Here is a 19,683-nt window from a genome sequence, read left to right on the forward strand (position 1 = left end):
ATACAATGCTTGAGAACCGCGCCGCTATATTCTCCCAGTGGATTATTTTCGTCACTCTACCTAAAAGCTTAACCTTGACCTGACCCTATTTATATACATTGAAAATGAATGAGTCACCATTATTAAAGTTTGCTCTGGAAATTAAACTATAAGGGGTTACCACTATAGTGCTTTTTAGCTATAGCTACGCAACCTACCTAAGAAATTGTTTATATAACCGTTATACATATTAAATAAATCATGAAACACCATTTTTTTCGAAGTGGTTCGTACAAGTACTTCTGTGAGCTCTTCATTTTTATAAAAAGTAATAGTCATTTTGGTTGAAAGTATTAAAGGCCAGCCTATTGGTTTTATAACAGTATCAAAACAATCCTCAGTAATTTGAGTTATTTGGGTGTAAGAATAAAAACGCTTTTTTTCACTTAATATTGTTTTGATGTAACCACTGATTTCCTGAACAGGAATTTCAAATGATTCTGCAATTTCCCTTTTTACAGTCACAATATTATCGATATGACTAACGCATTGAAAGAAGCAGAACAAAGGTGAAAAACAGCTAAAAATTCGCACACTTCAAAATCAGCTTATTTACCAACAAAAACTACCTCTTCACCACTATCAAGCCACAAGGGGTGCTTTGCCATAACTTTAGTAAACATTGGGCTTTGTAAATAGCTATTTAACCACTTTTTAAGATTCGGATACGGTGATTGTAAATACCACTGGCGCTCTATTCGAGCAAATTGACGAATAAAGGGTAGTAAGGCTATATCGGCTAAGCTTTCGTGTGTTGAGAATAGATAATCATGCTGTGTTAAGCGACTTTCTAATACTTGAATGTATTGCTCACAAGCCACACGGCAATCGGTGAGTGTATTTTCATGATAACGCTTTGCACATTTATACGCTTCCAACCGAACTTTAAACTCGACATCGAAGTCTTTAATTAACGCTATCATTTCGCTTAATGTGTTGTTGGTGTGTTTTTCCTGTAAGTCAGACTGATGAAGCAGATTATCAGGATCGGCTCTATTCAGCGCCCACAGCATGATATCGAAACTTTCATCAATAATCTTATTCTTAGCTTCTACTGACTTTTCGATGTTAGTCTCGCCGTTAATTTCACCCTGTTCTTCAAGCACTAAAATCGGTACTGTGGCCTTGGCTGAAGCTAAAATCATTTCGGCTGGCTTATTGGTCAGTACCACATCGCGAAGTAAAACCGGCTGTTGTGATTTAAAAATGGCAATGCGCGCTCGCATTGCATACGGGCAGTTTCTTAACGAATAAAGGATAGGGAGTGCCATTGTGCTCTTCTTGATGAATTCATTTTCTGCTAATACTGCAACTTTAACGGTATTCATTAGGGAAATATACGGGTAAAATCCCTGCTCTGAAATTTAGCGAATAAAAAGTTGTACAAATGGATCATAAAATAGAATTATTAGCCCCAGGTGGCGATGTTGACGCAATTAAAGCGGCAATTATAGCTGGAGCCGACGCGGTATATTGCGGTTTAGACACACTAAATGCCCGTAATCGCGCTGCTAATATCTCCTTTGAACAACTCATTGGCATCATTCGTCTTGCCCATCAATACGAATGCCAAATATTTTTGACCTTAAACGTTATTATTTTAGAGCGTGAATTTAAGTCGATTGCAAAGCTTCTCAGTAAATTGGTAAACACCACATTAGACGGCGTTATCGTGCAAGATATCGGCATGTTTAACATTATTAAAAAGCATTTTCCGACTTTAGACATTCATGCTTCAACTCAGTTAACTACCCATAATATTGGCCAAATTCCGTTTTTGAAAAAATTAGGTGCCTCGCGGGTTAACTTATCAAGAGAATTAAACTTACGCGAAATAACCGCTATTACTGAAGTTTGCAATGAATATAATGTGCTAACCGAAGTATTCGTTCATGGCTCACTTTGCGTTGCCTTTTCAGGCTTATGTTACTCAACCTCTGCTAGTGTTGGTAACTCAGGAAACCGTGGTCGCTGCAGCCAAGCATGTCGTGAAGAATATGAAACCACACCGACTGGTCATAACTTCCCACTAAATATTAAAGACAACTCTGCCTTTTTTGACTTACCTGCTTTAATCGAAGCTGGTGTGCATTCTTTTAAAATTGAAGGCCGTATTAAAGGCGCTAACTACGTACACACGGTAGTTGATAGTTTCCGTAAACAAATTGATGGTTTCCTCAATACCGGCGAATTAACTGAAGATGGCGAACGACTTTATAAAGTATTTAATCGCGACTTCTCCAATGCCTTTTTACGTGGCGATTTAAATCAATCGATGTTTATTGATAACCCGCGCGATAACTCAAAAGTGCATGCGGTCAGTAAGTTTAAAGCCGATGAAAGCCAAGCTATTTCAGTGGTACAAATTCAAGATGTAGAGCAAAACCTGCAAACAGATAAAAACGATATTGAAGCGGAAGTGGTTGAGAAAATAAAGCATTTAAGTATTGAAAAAGTGCCGTTAACCTTAAGCTTTTCAGGTCAACTTGAGCAACCGCTCACGGTTACAGTAAACACAACAGGCTTTTCTATTGAGCAAAATACCTTTGCCGTGCAGTCAACTAGCCTATTACGCGCCAGTGATAACGCCAGTATTGACAAGGCAACGATAGAAAAACGCTTTAAAAGTTTTAACAACGCCGAATTTTTACTGACCGAGCTAAACTGCGATAACCTAAACACAGGTTTAAGCATCCCATTTAAAGAGCTAACCGCACTTAAAAACCAAATCGCCAGCACGTTAAATAATGCTGTTGATATTATCCCTGAGGTGACTTTACCTAAGTTGGTTAGTCACCCTAAAAGTGATACTTCAAAGGCAAGTAAAGCTGAACTATCAATTTTGATTTGTGACGAAGCCGATGTTGCGCTTACAGAGGTTACTGATGCTGATATTTACTTTAAATTACCCGATGCTTACAAACGTGGCTGCACTAAGTATGTTGGCTTTTTACAGAACAACCCACGTTTAATCCCATGGTTCCCTGCCGTACTTATCGGTAAGGATTACGATGCGGCTGTCACTATTTTAGAGCAAGTAAAACCTGAACTTATCGTCACGAATAACACAGGCATTGCTTATAAAGCCAATGCCTTAGGCATAAAATGGATTGCTGGCCCGTTTTTAAACACCACCAACTCATACGCGCTATTAGCCATGAAAGAAGACTTTGACTGTAGCGGCGCGTTTATTTCAAACGAAATTAATGCCATGCAAATGAAGCATATTGCACGCCCTGAAAACTTTAAATTATTTTACAGCATTTACCACCCTATCTTGTTGATGACTAGCCGACAGTGTTTCTTCCAACAAAGTGTGGGTTGTGAAAAACCACGCATCGACAATGGCTGTATGCTCTCATGTGATAAGTCGACTAGCATCACTAACCTTAAAGGCGTGTCGTTTGCTATTGATAAACAAAAAGCCGGTTACCCAAGTATTTATAACCAAGATCAGTTTTTAAATATGGAAATTATTGAAGATTTATTCGGTTTATTCGACAGCTTTATGATTGATTTAACCAACATTGGCGCAGGCGATAAAGAATCTCCTGATAAAGCCTTGATGATCAGCCAATTTGAAGAACTATTGTCTAATCAAGTGCAGGATGAGCAGTCGGCAGTAAAACAACAGTTAAATAATTTAGTGCCTGAGTCGACTAATATTCAATACCATAATGGTTTGTAGATAAGGTACGATTTATTATTTAGACAATGTAAATTAAAAAAGCCACTCACTTACGATTATAAAGTAAATGAGTGGCTTTATTGATGGTTAACTTAACACTTTATTTAAAAAGAAAAACTACGGCACTGCTTGGCCATTTCTAGCTTCTAGCAAGCGATACCAATCTTCACGCGAGTAATCTAGTGCTAAGGCTTGTTTGGCCGCAACAATGCGCTCTGGGGTCGTTGAACCTATAATGGGGCAAATATTGGCAGGGTGTTTTAACAACCAAGCAAGAATAACTTGCCAAGGTGCGCAACCATAGATTTTACTTTGGCTGTTTAGTTCTCTTTCAATTCTTTGCTCATCTTCAACTGAAAACGTATTTCCCCATGCAGAATAAGCAACACCGCCTAGCGGACACCAGGCAATAGGTGTAATACCCTGTTGCTGACATTGATCTAACGTGCCATCAAGTAAGGTATCGATATTGTGAATATTAATTTCTACTTGATTGACCAATAATGGCATAGATAACGCAGATTTTAACAACTCAACTTGTGACGGTTTAAAGTTACTAACTCCAAAATGCTTAACCTTACCACTGGCTTTTAATAGCGCAAAGGTTTCAGCCACTTCGTGCACGTCAAATAAATAATCGGGACGATGCAGTAAAAACATATCTAAATAATCAGTATTTAACCGCTTTAAAGAACCTTCAACGCTAGACAATAAATACTGTCGACTAAAGTCATAACGTTTTGGCGCGTAGCTATCCTCATTATTATTTGGTCGTATACCGGCTTTTGAGGTGATAATAATTTCTTCACGTAAATATGGTTGTTCTGCTAACAATTCACCAAAAAGGCTTTCGCAAGTACCGCCTCCGTAGATATCAGCATGATCAAAATGATTATAGCCAGCTTCGAGCGCTGCCATTACGGCTTGTTTACCTTTAGCACGATCACTCGTGCTATTGTCACCAGCAATACGCATGCAGCCGTAAATAAAGCGTGATGACTCGATAGTGGAATTGCCGATTGAGATTTTTTTCATTTTTTACTCTTGGTTCTTGATTAAATTTTATTAAGAAACGCTTCATGTGTCGGCAACTTATCAACCGAACGTTGAATTAATACCTTTAAATTATCAAATAATTCTTCTAATTGGTCTTTTGTGAGCTGGTCGCTTAACGGGTGAGTATCATTTGGTACTAGTCCTTGACCAATCATGACTTGCTGCCATGCTATTTCTGTAAATAAATCATCATAATCTCTAAATACTTTACCTGAAGATTTAAACAGCGCCATTTTAGTGGCTAATGACTCTGGGATATCCATGCGTTGACATTCACGCCAAAATGGCGAGTCACCACGCTGGTTTAACTTATAATGCAAAATAATGAAATCTCGAATTTTTTCGATTTCTATTTTTGATTGTCGGTTAAACTCATTAATTTCTTCTTCTTTTATGCCTTGATGAGGGAAATGTTTAATTAATCGAATTACTGCGGTTTGAATCAAGTGAATACTGGTCGACTCTAGCGGCTCTAAAAAGCCACTTGATAGACCAATCGCAACAACATTCTTATTCCATTGCTTTCTTCTTCTACCGGTTTGAAAAGGGATCACTTTAGGCTCTGCAAGCGGCTCACCATCAACATTAGCTAACAAAATTTTCTTTGCACTTTCGTCATCTAAATAGCGGCTCGAATAAACAATACCGTTACCTGTTCTATGCTGTAGAGGAATTTGCCATTGCCAACCGGCTTCATGGGCAATAGATCGAGTAAATGGTTTAATCGGCGTTGTCGATGTTGTTGGCATCGCCATCGCTCGATCACAAGGAAGCCAATGTGACCAATCTTCATAGCCTGTGTTTAAGGCTTTTTCTATCAATATTCCGCGCATTCCAGAACAATCAATAAAAACATCACCAACAACCTTTTGCTGATTATCCAATGTTAAGGTTTTTACATTGCCCGTTTTATTATCAAGCTCAACATCTTCAATAATGCCTTCAATTCTCTCAACCCCTTTAGCTTCGCTATATTCTCGCAAAAACTTAGCATATAAGCCGGCATCAAAATGGTAGGCATAAGTAATACCTGGGATATTCGTACCTTCAAGATTAGGCATTTTACCGAATTTATTCTGCGTTGCCGCTTGATAGTTTACTGAAAAGTCCCAAAAGTCTGACGCTATGCCTAGTTGCTGACTTTTTACCCAAAAATGATGAAAGTCACAAAATGGAAAGTTTTTGCCTACGCCACCAAAAGCATGCATATAACTGCTGCCAAGCTCTTTCCAATTTTCAAATTGAATACCTAGCTTTATTGTTGCTTTGGTCGCTTTTAAAAAATCATTTTCATTAATACCGAGTGCGTTATTAAAGTTAATCATTGGTGGAATTGTCGCTTCTCCAACACCCACTATGCCTATTTTTTCTGATTCTATTAAAGTGATCTTAACGGCTTTTCCTAAAATTTTAGCTAACAAGGCAGCTGAAATCCAACCTGCGGTACCCCCGCCAACAATAACAACATTTGTGACTTTATCTTTACTCATTACTACCTCTAGCTAAAACAGATTTTCAGGTTATTTAAATAAAAAAGCCCCTGCAATATTTATATTACAAGGGCTAAATAAATACTAGATTAATTTACAGCTTGTAGCTGAAACCTAGCAAATATGTACGACCATAATCTTGATAATCGCGTACTTGAAGTGCATTTTCGCCCTGAAGAGAGGTAAATGGTTCTGCAGTTAAGTTATAGCCTTGTAAGAATACTGACAAGCCTTCTAAACCTTCGATACCTGCTTCACCAAAGTCATAACCAATTTGTGCATCCCAGACCGTTTCGCCAACAATATCAACTTGCGTAGTAGTGAAGCCTAAACCGTAAACATCGCCTTTAAAATCACCACGCTTGCGCATGCTAGTTCTAAATTGAATACCTTCTTTCTCATAGTAAAATGTCAAATTTTGAATTTTGCTCGAAAGACCCGGTAATTCGTAATCATTACTATTGTGGTCATCAATATTTGACTTAACTCCAGTATGACTAGCAATTAATCCAAAACCATCTAAGCGTTCATCAATAATTTTGAATGGAAATGTCACCGACAGTTCATAACCCCAAAGTGTGCCGCCGCCGCCATTAACTTTGCCATTACCTGAGGCTATTGGGTTATCAGGTATGTTTCCTGTTTCTGGATTTACTACACCTGACATGTCAACTTCATATTTTCCGTCGAAGATCCACTGATCTAAATCTTTCCAGAAAAATGCTGTTGAAAAGTAACCTTCATCACTGAAATAGTTTTCATATGATAAATCCACACCTAATGCTTCTTTTGGCTCAAGTAATGGGTTACCACCACTAATACTCCAATTATTGCCGTTGTCATCTACTTGCTGACTATAATTAGCATTGACTGAAGCATTCATTTCATCAAGACGGGCACGAGATATAGTTTTAGCGATACCAAAGCGTAACGTTTGTTCATCATCAATACGCATTGACAAGTTCAAGCTCGGTAAAACGTTTGAATAATCATGGCTAATATCTGTCGGTGTAGTTACAACCTTTTGATCAATAGTCTGAATAGCTGAGCCTCTAGAGCTCTGCTCGGTTTGTACATAACGCACACCAAGATTACCCGTTACTGGAAAGCCGCCTATTTCAGTATCGATGTCAGCTTGAACAAATAAAGCGGTAACTTCTTCGTTAACTGACCAAGATTTAGTAGCATGACTAGAATTTGTTAAACTTTCGCGCGTTAAGTCGTAGTAACCGTCTCTTATTAACCCTTGAGTATCATAAGCTATCATGTCACCCATACCGATAAAACCTAATGAAGCAGTTCCTTCTCTATATTGCTCTGGGACTGCCATCATGCCTGGATTGTCAGGGTATGAAAACGATGAAAGCGTCATAAAGTAACCTTCTGACTCTTTTACTTTTTCGCGCTCACGATATGAAAAACCGTAAGTAATACTTGCAATAACGTCATTTTCTATCACTTGAGTTGCCGCCAGTTTAATGGCTTTTAGTTCATCATCAATGCTTGGCGCATTAATAAAACCATCTTGTAACTGGTTTTCATATTCAGTGCCTGTAACACCAAACTTATCATTTAATGCTTGGCTCCAGCCCCAAGATAACGGACCGCCTAATTGAATAAGATTGAAATCACTGTAATCTAAGTCATGGGTAAAAGTAGCGCCAGTATTGCCGCCATCAAAGGTATAACCTAAGTTATCGGCAACACCACGAGCATCACCACGACCGGTACCTGAGTAACTTTCAACACTCCAAGTTTCACGTTCAACTTTAGAGTAGCTGACATCAAAGTCTAATGCCCAATCGTCATTAAGGTCATATTTAGCATTAAAGCCAAATGATGTCAGTTCAGCGTTTCGCTCTTCGTAGTCATTACGAACAACTACGCGCTGGCCTTGTGTAATAGCACTTGTTACAAAACCGGTATCCGGGTCAATAGTTGCTGTGTCGCCAGAAATAGAGCCTTGGCCCCAAGCGAAAGGTACTTCAATGCCGCGTAAAATCTTTTCATCAGAAAAGTCTACGTAAAGGGCATCAAAAGTCATTAATAATTTGTCGTTCGGCGCAACTTCTACAACAAGCATAGTTGAGTCGCGATCTAGTGTAGATGAACGAACAAAAGGTTTAGCACCACCAAGTATAGAACCCGTAGTGCCATCTCCATTGGTAAATTCAGGGTAACCCCATGCGTTCCAGCGCTTCTCTTGATTTGGAGAGCTCATTCTAGAATGTGCAAAAGCTACACCAACGGTGTCATCAGCAAATTTATCCATATAAGCAAATGTGCCACGAAAACCGCTGTCGTTGCCATCAGGATTTAATTTATCAAAACTGGTTTGCTCTAATTGGCCATTGAATTGGATAACACGTTCTGATTGAGACAAAGGTTTGACTGTTTGCATATCGATAACACCAGCGATACCTTCACCTTCTATAGTGGCATTAGGCGTTTTATAAACCGTTACACCGCTCATGATTTCTGATGGATATAAATCAAACTCAACGCCTCGGTTATCACCGATAGAAACTTGCTCACGACCGTTGAAGGTAGTTGCACTTTCATTTTCGCCAAAACCGCGAATACTGACTTTACTTGCTCGACCATCTAGTCGCTGTGCTGCAAGGCCAGGTAAACGAGCTAAAGATTCAGCAATAGAGGAGTCTGGCAGTTTACCAATATCTTCAGCTGATATAGTCTCTACTACGCTAGATGAAAAGCGTTTTTTGTTAATTGACTCTATTAAGCTTCCGCGAAAGCCTTTTACTTCAATGACTTCAACTTCTTGTTCTGATACTTCTTTAGCTGCCGTTTCTTCAGCAAGCAGTGGCATACTTAACGCCATAAATCCGCTTGATAGCAAAGCCAAAGTTACTCGGCTTGGTTTAAAATTTAACATTGGTGAACTCCCCTATACATCCATGCTTTATTTATTATTCAGCGTTCCAGCGCTGATGTAGCTATTTGTATTTTTCTGCTTAGTTTTGCAGACAATTCTAATATAGAGTGGAGTCCTGTTGATGAATACTATTTGCATACGTATTCATAAGTCCTCTACAAATACCTATAGGAAAGACAAACATGATACATCATCCAATTTCTTTTAAAATAAAAACCCAACTGAATAACATTTAACTATTTAATAACATGGAGTTACAAAAAAATAAAAACCGATTTTTAAAATAGTATTTGCCACAACAATTAATAATTTTCTTTTAATATCAGCTTTGAATACGTATGTAACACATGTGGTCATTTTAGTGCTTTGGAACAATTTAGACATAATTACCGTCATGGTATTTATCTTTCAGAATAATATCGGCTTAAACTACTTTTATACGTAAAGGTGATATAAATTAGCGTCTCAACTTACGCTATAAGTTAAATGGTTAACTTTGAACACTATCATCGGATTTAGAAGCAACACTATTTTTATTATGTTTGTTCATGTTGCGCAGACTTAGTGCTTTACACCTTGGCTTATTGCTTAAAATTCAACTTCAAGCGTTCATTAAACTCCTTTATACTAAACACTCATTAGTTAAGTATAAAAAGTTTAAATATCAATAATTACAAAAGGATTACCTTTGAGAGCCGCTGTAAAATACCGTTTAATATTCTTATGTACTGCCATAATAAGCTACTACTTAGGATTTGCATTTATACCTGAAACTACAACCACTAAATTAGGGCTATATCCTGTAATTCTTGCAAGTATTATTTACTTTGTAGTGCTGCCAATATTTTACTGGTTTATGATCATAAAAGCCGGCAAGCAAAAGGCATGGAAACTATTAATTATATTTAGTCTTTCTAGTGCTATTGCCCGCTTTAGTTTTCCGGAAGATATTGCACAACATTTCGATTTTATTTTATGGCTGCGATATCCCATTATTGCCGTTTTATTGATTATTGAATTATATTTGATGTTTGTTATTGTCAAAGGTCTATGGCAAGCGCGTAATTTAACGGGTGATCCGCGTATTAGTGTAATTGAAAAGTATGATGATGATAAAAAACAAGCTTTGGCGTTAACCTTAGCTACAGAGCCTGCCAGTTGGTATTACGCCATACCTCGGTTGTCTAAACGGCATATTAAGTCAATAGACAAAATCAACTTACTATCAAGCAATACTTGGCATTTTCTAGCCATCAACTTGTCATTAATTGTCATAGCAACGCTTTGTTACCAATTGCTGGTAGATTGGAGTGAAACCCTTGCCATCATAGCTGCTACATTTATTTTGTATGGTTTTATTATGATGACAGCAAACTATCGATTATCACGCTACTACTCTATTTATATTCAAGATGAAAAACTGATCATTAACAATACTATTTTCAACTTTATGGTAATACCGCTTGCCGATATTACGTCGGTTTCATTAAACCCAGTCGATAAAATAGCAACAGATAAACAACAAGACAATAATGACGATACTACAAATAATGAGCGCTTAATTATTGGGCGAAGTAAATACCCCAATATAAAAATAACTTTCAAAAAGCCTATAAAATATTGGGGTATGATGGGCGCTTTTGTTGAGTCGTTTGAACAAGTTTTAATCAAGGTTGAACAACCAACAAAAGTGATTAATGCTTTGGAAGAAATTAATTCACCGCAGTAACAAGTAGCTTGATAGAATATCGGAAATTAAATCGCTGCTTAACTTAAATCATATTAAATTTTTGCATATTTTAGTTAAGTAACATCCAACATTAGCAATATTAAGGGTTATTCTTTGCAACATTTAGTTTGGGATCTGGATCCCGTATTTTTCTCCATTGGGCCACTAACCATACATTGGTATGGTGTATTATTTGCAACCGCAATTTTATCTGGTTTGCAAGTTATGAAGTGGATTTTTCAAACTGAAAAACAAGATTTAGCTGCGTTAGATAACTTACTAGTTTACATTGTTATTGGTGTTATCGTTGGTGCACGTTTAGGGCATTGTTTCTTTTACGACCCTGGTTATTACTTTGCCAACCCGATGAAAATACTCGCCATTTGGGAAGGTGGATTAGCTAGCCATGGCGGAGGTTTAGGTGCCATTATTGCTGCTGGTATTTATAGCAAAAAAAATGGTATGAACTTTATTTGGTTGCTCGACAGACTAGCACTATGTACGGCCCTATTTGGTTTTTTTGTCCGCAGTGCAAACTTCGTTAACTCTGAAATTTTAGGCACCCCGAGTAATGTACCTTGGGCAGTAGTTTTTGCCCGTATTGATAACGTTGCTCGCCACCCTTCTCAACTGTATGAAGCCTTCGCTTATTTAGCTATATTTTTTGTTTTGATGGTTTTTTATAAACAGAAGAAAGCCCAAACACCACAAGGCTCTATTTTAGGCATATTTTTAATCTTAATTTTTACTGCGCGCTTTCTTATTGAAATGTTAAAAGAAAAACAAGCTGCTTATACTGCTGACATTGCATTAACTGCAGGCCAAATGTTGAGTATTCCGTTTTTTATCGCAGGTGTTGTATTAGTTATTTGGTCAATGAAAAACAACAAAAAAGTAAAATAGCCTTTACTGTTAGCAATAATAACTAAGCAATCTAAAAATACTTAGATAATGACAAAACTATGCTTAATCAAGAATGGTCAAAAATTTATGAGTAAAAAATATTACGTGGTATGGAAAGGCGCAAAAACCGGTGTTTTTGAACTGTGGAATGATGTTAAAAACCATACCCAAGGCCGTGCAGATGCTCAATATATGGGGTTTCCATCAAAAGCAGAGGCCGAAGCCGCGTTTCAATCAACCTATACTAAGGCTTTAACAAAACGCTCGATGAGTAAAAGTAGCGGCGCTAAACCTGCGGCTTCTGCCGCATATGTTAAAGCTGATAGTGCAGGAGCTAGCAATAGCTCTTCACCTGCAAAACAACATGCTGATATCAATATTTATTGTGATGGTGCTTGTTCTCCAAACCCTGGAAAGTCAGGTACGGGCATGGCTGTATATCAACAGCAGCAATTAATTGAATTATGGTATGGCTTATATCAACCTATGGGCACTAATAACACCGCTGAACTTAATGGTTTACTGGCCGCATTTAATTACGCACAAGATCATATTAAACAAGGTAAAACCGTACAGGTGTTATCTGACTCTAAGTATTCGATTGACTGCATTACCAAGTGGGCAAAAGGTTGGCAAGCAAAAGGCTGGACCCGTGGCAAAGGTGAAGAAATCAAAAACCTTGAGATCATCAAACAATGTTTTACGCTATACCAAGCGCTAAAGGCTAATTTAATCATTAGTCATGTAAAAGGCCACGCCAACATAGAAGGTAATGAGCTTTCCGACAGAATGGCGGTGCTAGCAAGAGTGAAGTGTACAAAGGGTTTTGTTCAATATAATGAAACGCTTGATATTAAAGCTATTTTAGCCATGGCTTCAGGCTAAGCGAGTTTTAATATCTTGTTTGAATCATAAGACATCTGAGTAAAATAAAAGGCAGTTAATCACTGCCTTTTTTAGCATTTAGCTTTCAGCTAAGATATTAATTTACTATAAATAACGCGGCATTTATTTTACAACTTAGCGAGCGCAGCAATAATTGCTTCAGATGACATACGCGACTTATAATCCACTTCTGCTTGCATGGTACGTATAATGCCTTTTTTATCGATAATAAACGCACCTGGTGTTGGTAAACCATTACCGCCTTTACCATTAAACTCTTCAATATCTAAACCATGCTCTTTATATATTCTAGTTAGATCTTCTGGCATTTCAAAATACAATTTATAGCCTTTCATAACTGAGGTTGTGCTATCACTGAGCACTTGAAATGGAAATCCATTTTTTTTCAATTGTTCTGCAGACTTGTCTGGCGATTGTGGTGTAATTGCAATGACTTGGGCGCCATACTTTTCAAACTCAGGTAGGTTCTTCTTCAAGTCATGTAAGTGTAAATTGCAGTAAGGACACCAAGCGCCTCGATAAAAAACAAGCACAACAGGCCCTTTAGCAAGTTCTTGAGTTAATTCTATGGTTTTTCCAAAGGCATTTAACAATTTAAAATTTGGGGCTTTATTACCAGCTTTTAAACCTGGATTCGGTAATTCATTGACTAATTTGTCATTCGCCGCTTTCATTATCGCTTTATCTTCGTCTGTCCAAGTAGTTCTTTTCTCCTGCATTTTTGTCATGTTTTTTTTGTGCTTTTCGGCATAACTCTCAATCGATTCAGCAGCGAAAGAATTTACACTGGTAAAAGTTAAAGAAATCAGTATTGGCAACGACACGATTGACGTTATTTTTTTTATTGATAAATGCATTATGTGTTCCTTTGAAATAAATTAATGATGACTTAATAGCTCTGGTCTTAATAAAGTGAAATTTGTTACCTAATAACCCAAAAGCCCTTGCCTAGTGTGTAATATCTCAGTATTCTACGCGGCCATTTTACCTTTGGACATCAACATGATCGGATTTGACTACGGTACATCAAACTGTGCTGTCGGCGTTATGGAAGACCATACCCCAAAACTATTATCTTTAGGTGATCATGGTCGATATATATCGTCAACATTGTATGCGCCCAGTCGTGACGTTATTGTAAACTGGCTACACAAACACTTGACCTTGGCAGAACAAAAAAACTTTCAACTGCAGCGTCAACGCCAACTACAAAAAGGCCAAAATTCCCTAAGAGAACTAACCTTAGATGGTTACCCAACTGAATTATCCTTCGGCCAACAAGCATTAAATAACTATCTGCAAGAGCCAGACGAAGGTTACTACATAAAATCACCAAAATCATTTCTTGGTGCCAGTGGTTTATTGCCACAACAAATTGAATTATTTGAAGACATTGTTGCGGCTATGATGAGTAATGTAAAAAAACTCTCTGAGGCTGCGCTTGGCAGAAGTATTAGCCAAACTGTTATTGGCCGCCCAATTAACTTTCAAGGTCTACGCGGCGAAGAAAGTAACCAACAAGCATTACAAATATTAACGAATGCCGCAAAACGGGTCGGCTTTACAGATGTTGAATTTCAATTTGAACCCGTTGCCGCTGGTTTTGAATATGAAGCTAGCCTGACTAAAGAAACCAAAGTGCTAGTGGTGGATATTGGCGGTGGCACCACAGATTGTTCAATGTTATTAATGGGACCTAAACAAGCGATATTAACCGATAGGTCCAATGATTTATTAAGCCATAGCGGTGAACGTATTGGCGGTAATGATTTCGACATTGCCTTTGCCCTTAAAGGCATTATGCCCAGTTTTGGTTTAAATAGTTTATTAAAAACCGGTAAACCTATGCCAAGCAATAGTTACTGGCAAGCAATGGCCATTAACAACATTAATCATCAAACTGAGTTCTACAGTGCCGCCAATGGTCGTTTTTTAGAACAACTTATTCGTGATGCAGAACAACCTGAGCTGTTAGAGCGTTTATTAACGGTTCAACAACAAAAATTGAGTTACCGTGTGGTCAACGCGGCTGAACAAAGTAAAATTGCCTTAACGGAACAAACCCAACTACAAATAGACTTGTCTGATATCGATGAAGGACTTAGCGTTAATCTTGACAGAGATCGCTTTGCCATTGCGTGTAAACGTGAGCTGAATGCTATTGCAGTGTTAATGGAAGATGCTATTACGCAGGCAAACTGTCAACCTGATGTGGTATTTGTAACGGGAGGTACCGCTAAATCACCGGTATTAAATCAATTTTTACAGCAGCAATTTCAAGATACACCGATTGTTATTGGTGATCATTTTGGCAGTGTTACTGCTGGCCTTACCCGGTGGGCTAAGACTATTTATTCATAATTTTGATAAAATAGCGTGGTACATTAAAAAGTAGTTAAACGCTATTGTTGAAACTGTTAATTGCCTTAAATACTGAAGACTTCTAGTTAACATTCAACACTAAAAAAGAATAAGTAATAGTACAAATAAATGTTGGTATATTTTTAGGTTACTTAATTTATATCAGTAATTATGGTAGATAGTAAGAAAGTTCTTTAGATAAAATAGCTTTATTCATTTCATCTACTAGCACGAGGTAACCCTGAATATCACGTATTTAAACTATCTTAAATACGTGAACTTCAAGTTTATAAAGTATTTATCACTTGAGTTCACGCCCCAATGAATTAGCTTCACTTTAATTAAACTTCAACGATTCTATTTCGTCCGAGGTCTTTGGCCTTATAAAGCGCATTGTCTAGCCGCTGAAAAATTGTTTCAAAATTAGAAATTGATTTATCAATATAGGTTATGGAAAAACTTGCCGTAACCGCTATTTCTCTTTCGTCATTTATAAATATAGGGTTACTTTCAAAACTACTGCGGATACGTTCAACAATAATTTGCGCAGATACTTTTTCTAAATCCTTTAAACAAACTACAAATTCCTCACCACCAATTCTCCCAAATAGATCTTGCTGTCGGATATTGTCTTTAGTTAATTTAACAATATGTCTCAATGCTTTATCACCACAAATATGTGAATATTTATCATTAATTGATTTAAAGTCATCAAGGTCGAAAAGAATAATAGCGTGTACATCATTATTCTGTGTGTTTTTCAGGTTACTTATTTGTTCGAAAATGGCTCGCCTATTGTAGATACGGGTTAGCTCATCAGTTTCTGATAATATTCTTTGTTTATTTTTTTGATGCCAAATAAATAAACAAATAGCGATTAAAACAAATATTAAAATACCTGACAATATTAGGGTGATTTTTGATTTCTCTAATGTCGATGACATTAAGCTAAGTTCAAGTGTGACTATATCTTGTTGTAATTCTGCTACACCTAATATAGAAACCGAGTTTTGTTGATTAATTAAAGCCTGCTGATTGATATCAATGTAGCTTTCAAAATATGTTTTTGATAGTTGAGTTTGATTATGAGAAATATAATATTTGATCAAAAACTCATAAAGATAACGCAAGTTTGACTTTTTTGTTTGTTTAACTAACAAGTCTTTCTTTGATATAAAGGTATTAACACATTCAGTTCTATTATTTTCCACACACGCTATAGCTTTATACAAAGCCATTTTATTATCTTTATGCAAATTTTCAATCATACTCTGATAGGGCTCAAATTCATCAATAAGCGCTAACATTACATCAAACTTTTTTTCTATATAGGCAAATTTTATTTTCAAAATTAATAATAAAACTTGGTAATCTTCAGTATTTATAAATAGGTCCGATCCTGATTCAAATTTTCTAAAATAAGACCTACTTTCTTCAATTTCACCTGCATCTAATAATTCAGTTGCGATAGCATAGTAAGTCCAATGTATATCGAAATCATCTTCAATATAAGACAATTGTTTTTTGAACGTATTCGCGGCAATAGTAAACTGACCTAGAGATGAATATATTTGAGCTATAGTCAGGTAAAGATTACTAATAAAATGGTTATCGCCTTTATTTAACTCCTGTAGCCTAACAAATGATCTGATTTTTTCAACTGCTGTAATTTCAGAACAATATTGGAGTTCTACCATATCTAAGTATTTCAAAAACTCTTGCGAGGCATTTGTTACTTTAAGTCGATTTTCATGCAAAAAATCACACGATTTTTTGTGTGAATACTTATGATAAAATATTGTTAAATCATGGATTGCAATAGATAAAATATTTACGTTTACTTCGTTAATTGGTAAATGGGTTATTTTTTTCAGCTGTTTTAAATAATCTTCACTAGCCCCATACTTGCAAAATATCACAGTCGATTTTTGCCAGAGTAATTTCGAGCGTTCTTCATTTGACAAATTAGGTGAGTTTGCTAAAAACCATCCAACTTTATCACTCAACACTTTGTCCACAGGACAAGCATAGTTATGTGTTGGTTGAATACTATTCAACGTGATTTTCAAGTCATTGGCGAATGCCAAATTAGTAATAGATAACAAGCAATATATGATAGAAAATATCATAAACTTACTAACTGCAATTATTAAGTTATTCAAAATTCGTTCTTCCACTTCATTTTTGGCATATAAAATAAAAGCCTGTTATTGCTTTATACAATGAGATATCCAATCACTAATTATTTGTGATTAAAAATAGTTCGGATCTGAATAATTTAATTTATAGTGTAAAATTTGAGAAGATTAAATAAAAGGGTTTTAGGTAGTATTAACCTAATTCCTTTTTCAATTTAATCATGCAATGTAAAAGAATAGCTTGAAAATATCAATTCTGGCAAACCCGTGACAATAGTAAAAACCTTAGCCTGCAAGTTTCACGCATATGGTTTTCTCCATACTAACTTTTACAAAAACCATTTAAACAACATACCTAAATGTGTTAAAAATTACAACGACATTTAATGCAATACATAGTATTAACATAAAGTTAACATTATCTAGGTGGAAAATTAACGAAAGCCTATTTAAGCAGTGTTAGTGATAAGCCTTAGTAACAAGTATTTTCTAATGAAGGAAATTCTATTGCTATGCTAAATACTACTTTCTACCTAAAAGTAAACACCTCTCCAACCAACTCGTTTATATTCAAAGGCAATAAAATAAAAAGTGATTTTAAAAACGCTAATGGCACTTGAGGGGTTGGCATATTTTGCCTACAATAGCGCACTTTTTATTTATTACAGGTCTCCAAAATGAACGACACTAATTCGCTACCCACTTTACCGGATCGCCTTTCGATTAATCCTCGCAGCCCGCACCATGTTGCAGAAGTTTTCGAGCACGAAATTGGTATTTTGCTCAATGGTAAAGAGCGATTCGATGTTGAAGAATATTGCATCAGTGAAGGTTGGGTGAAAGTCGCTTCGGCTAAAGCGTTAGACCGTCGTGGACAACCGCTTTTGGTGTCAGTAAAAGGAACTGTTGAAGCCTTTTATCGTTAAGCCTTATCGATAAAAATAAAGGTCTAATTTGGTTTGTCCAAGACATTTTAAATAGGGTCATAAGAGCTTTATGTCAATATTTTTTGACCCTATCCAAACTATAGAAAATATAATCAGCACAATGGCTGCTTAAAACTTAATATCTTTTATTGGATTTGAGTTAAATTGTCAGGGTTTCAGGTAAGCAGCTACGATAGAATAATAAGCGATTACATCTTCCTTATGCTCGACATAATCATAAGTACAACAATTGCTTTATGGCTTTAGAAAATTGAAGTAGCTACTTAAATGCTTAATATATAAATCTATGAGTAGTTCACAAAATTATGGTAATAAAGAAATGACAAATTGCGCCAATAAACATAAACAAGAAGAGCTAAAAATTGCCTTAATTGTTGGCGCCAGTGGTTTAGTGGGGCAACATTTGTTGATGCAGTTATTAGCAAGTGCCGCATATAGCAAAGTTATCGCCTTAGTTCGTCAACCTTTAGCTTTAGAGCATACCAAACTTGAACAGAGGCAAATAGATTTTGAAAATTTAGCAACAGCATTATTAGACTTCAATTTATCTGTTCAAAAGCAGAAAAACATACCATCTGACAGTGGAGAATTACCAAAAATCAATCACATCTTTTGTACCCTTGGCAGTACCATCAGAAAAGCGGGTTCTAAATCCGCTTTTAGTGAAATCGATTATGAATTCCCACTTATTATCGCCAAACACTTTTATACTCAGAATACGGTTTTATTTGCCATAGTGACGGCAATGTCAGCAAATGCGTCTTCTTTCATATTCTATAATCAAGTTAAAGGTAAAATAGAGACTAGCTTAAGCGATATTGGTTATCAGCACCTTGGTCTATTTCGCCCATCTATGCTATCAGGTCAACGTAATGAGTTTCGAATTGGCGAACTATTGGGCACAATATTGATGAACGCTCTAGCTTTTATGATCCCAAAAAAGTATCGAGTCATTCAAGCAAATAAAGTGGCAAATGCTATGCTAGCCTACGCAGAACATCCGCCATTGGGTATTAGTATTATTCAGTCAGATCAGCTGCAAAACTACTAAGTGTTTTGCCTGTCATTCGATAGCCAACCCACTCTTCTTGCGCGGCAGCACCTAACGAATGATAAAACTCTCTTGACGGTGTATTCCAATCCAAGCAACTCCATTCAAATCGTGCGCAATCTTTTTCCACGGCAATTTTTGCCATAGCTTTGAGTAATTTAACGCCTGCGCCTTTACCACGATACTCTGGCATAACGTATAAGTCTTCTAAATACAGACCTGATTTTGCTAACCAAGTTGAATAATTGAAGAAGTAAATAGCTGAGCCAATAGCCACACCGTCAAGTTCACAAATTAGGGCGAAAACATGACTATTTTCAGCAAAAAGAGTTTCTTTTATGGTTTGCTCTGTGGCTAATACTTCATGTTCAGCTTTTTCATAGATAGCAAGATCTATAATAAATTTAAATAATATACTGGTATCGTCAACTGTAGCTGTTCTTACGACTAAATTGCTCACATTTTTCTCCTTATTATTT

The 19,683-nt window shown here is 36.6% G+C and carries 15 protein-coding genes; 7 read left to right on the forward strand and 8 right to left on the reverse strand.

Annotated elements, in window-relative coordinates:
- Nucleotides 1-174 precede the first annotated feature (174 nt).
- Nucleotides 175-504: a hypothetical protein gene (locus H4J38_RS14030; RefSeq protein WP_182132582.1), complete on the reverse strand. Its 330-nt coding sequence runs from the start codon at nt 502-504 to the stop codon at nt 175-177.
- Nucleotides 505-587: 83 nt separating this feature from the next.
- Nucleotides 588-1,310: a glutathione S-transferase gene (locus H4J38_RS14035; protein ID WP_182132584.1), complete on the reverse strand. Its 723-nt coding sequence runs from the start codon at nt 1,308-1,310 to the stop codon at nt 588-590.
- A gap of 116 nt (nt 1,311-1,426) precedes the next feature.
- Between H4J38_RS14035 and H4J38_RS14040 the strand changes: the two genes are divergently transcribed.
- Complete coding sequence (locus H4J38_RS14040) at nt 1,427-3,727, forward strand: peptidase U32 family protein (protein ID WP_182132586.1); 2,301 nt, start codon at nt 1,427-1,429, stop codon at nt 3,725-3,727.
- Nucleotides 3,728-3,844: 117 nt separating this feature from the next.
- Here the strand turns inward: H4J38_RS14040 and H4J38_RS14045 are convergent, their stop codons facing one another.
- The 3 genes from H4J38_RS14045 to H4J38_RS14055 all read right to left on the reverse strand — a co-directional run bounded on the left by H4J38_RS14045 (nt 3,845) and on the right by H4J38_RS14055 (nt 9,115).
- On the reverse strand, nt 3,845-4,762 hold the full coding sequence (locus H4J38_RS14045) for an aldo/keto reductase family oxidoreductase (RefSeq protein ID WP_182132588.1): 918 nt from the start codon (nt 4,760-4,762) through the stop codon (nt 3,845-3,847).
- Nucleotides 4,763-4,782: 20 nt separating this feature from the next.
- The gene (locus H4J38_RS14050; protein WP_182132590.1) at nt 4,783-6,273 is read right to left on the reverse strand and encodes a tryptophan halogenase family protein; all 1,491 of its coding nucleotides are present in this window, start codon (nt 6,271-6,273) and stop codon (nt 4,783-4,785) included.
- Between the two features lie 94 nt (nt 6,274-6,367).
- Nucleotides 6,368-9,115 carry a TonB-dependent receptor gene (locus H4J38_RS14055; protein WP_404842621.1) on the reverse strand — a complete coding sequence of 916 codons (2,748 nt, stop codon included), beginning with the start codon at nt 9,113-9,115 and terminating at the stop codon, nt 6,368-6,370.
- Nucleotides 9,116-9,857: 742 nt separating this feature from the next.
- On the opposite strand from H4J38_RS14055, the gene H4J38_RS14060 reads away from it, so the two are divergent.
- From H4J38_RS14060 to H4J38_RS14070, 3 genes are all read left to right on the forward strand, one after another.
- Entirely contained in the window at nt 9,858-10,898 is a 1,041-nt protein-coding gene (locus H4J38_RS14060) for a hypothetical protein (protein WP_182132594.1), read from the forward strand.
- Between the two features lie 114 nt (nt 10,899-11,012).
- Nucleotides 11,013-11,801, forward strand: a complete 789-nt coding sequence (lgt, locus tag H4J38_RS14065; protein WP_182132596.1) for a prolipoprotein diacylglyceryl transferase — start codon at nt 11,013-11,015, stop codon at nt 11,799-11,801.
- Between the two features lie 87 nt (nt 11,802-11,888).
- Nucleotides 11,889-12,686 carry a ribonuclease H family protein gene (locus H4J38_RS14070; protein WP_182132598.1) on the forward strand — a complete coding sequence of 266 codons (798 nt, stop codon included), beginning with the start codon at nt 11,889-11,891 and terminating at the stop codon, nt 12,684-12,686.
- Between the two features lie 128 nt (nt 12,687-12,814).
- Here H4J38_RS14070 and H4J38_RS14075 read toward each other — a convergent pair whose 3' ends face one another.
- Nucleotides 12,815-13,564 carry a peroxiredoxin-like family protein gene (locus H4J38_RS14075; RefSeq protein ID WP_182132600.1) on the reverse strand — a complete coding sequence of 250 codons (750 nt, stop codon included), beginning with the start codon at nt 13,562-13,564 and terminating at the stop codon, nt 12,815-12,817.
- A gap of 145 nt (nt 13,565-13,709) precedes the next feature.
- Here H4J38_RS14075 and yegD point away from each other — a divergent pair, with 145 nt between their 5' ends.
- Nucleotides 13,710-15,068 (forward strand): molecular chaperone, encoded by a 1,359-nt coding sequence (yegD, locus tag H4J38_RS14080; protein WP_182132602.1) that lies wholly within the window; start codon nt 13,710-13,712, stop codon nt 15,066-15,068.
- A 341-nt stretch (nt 15,069-15,409) separates the two neighbouring features.
- On the opposite strand, the gene H4J38_RS14085 is transcribed toward yegD, so the two are convergent.
- A complete protein-coding gene (locus H4J38_RS14085) occupies nt 15,410-17,125 on the reverse strand; it encodes a GGDEF domain-containing protein (protein WP_182132604.1) in 1,716 nt (571 codons plus the stop codon).
- A gap of 758 nt (nt 17,126-17,883) precedes the next feature.
- Between H4J38_RS14085 and H4J38_RS14090 the strand changes: the two genes are divergently transcribed.
- Nucleotides 17,884-18,132, forward strand: coding sequence for a DUF3297 family protein (locus H4J38_RS14090; protein WP_182132606.1), 249 nt, complete (start codon nt 17,884-17,886; stop codon nt 18,130-18,132).
- 307 nt (nt 18,133-18,439) lie between these two features.
- Nucleotides 18,440-19,204: an oxidoreductase gene (locus H4J38_RS14095; RefSeq protein WP_182132607.1), complete on the forward strand. Its 765-nt coding sequence runs from the start codon at nt 18,440-18,442 to the stop codon at nt 19,202-19,204.
- On the opposite strand, the gene H4J38_RS14100 is transcribed toward H4J38_RS14095, so the two are convergent.
- A complete protein-coding gene (locus H4J38_RS14100; RefSeq protein WP_182132609.1) occupies nt 19,173-19,664 on the reverse strand; it encodes a GNAT family N-acetyltransferase in 492 nt (163 codons plus the stop codon). The two genes, H4J38_RS14095 and H4J38_RS14100, sit on opposite strands and share 32 nt — an antisense overlap.
- Nucleotides 19,665-19,683 lie beyond the last annotated feature (19 nt).

This window comes from Colwellia sp. BRX10-3 (assembly GCF_014077505.1).
GTDB lineage: Bacteria > Pseudomonadota > Gammaproteobacteria > Enterobacterales > Alteromonadaceae > Cognaticolwellia.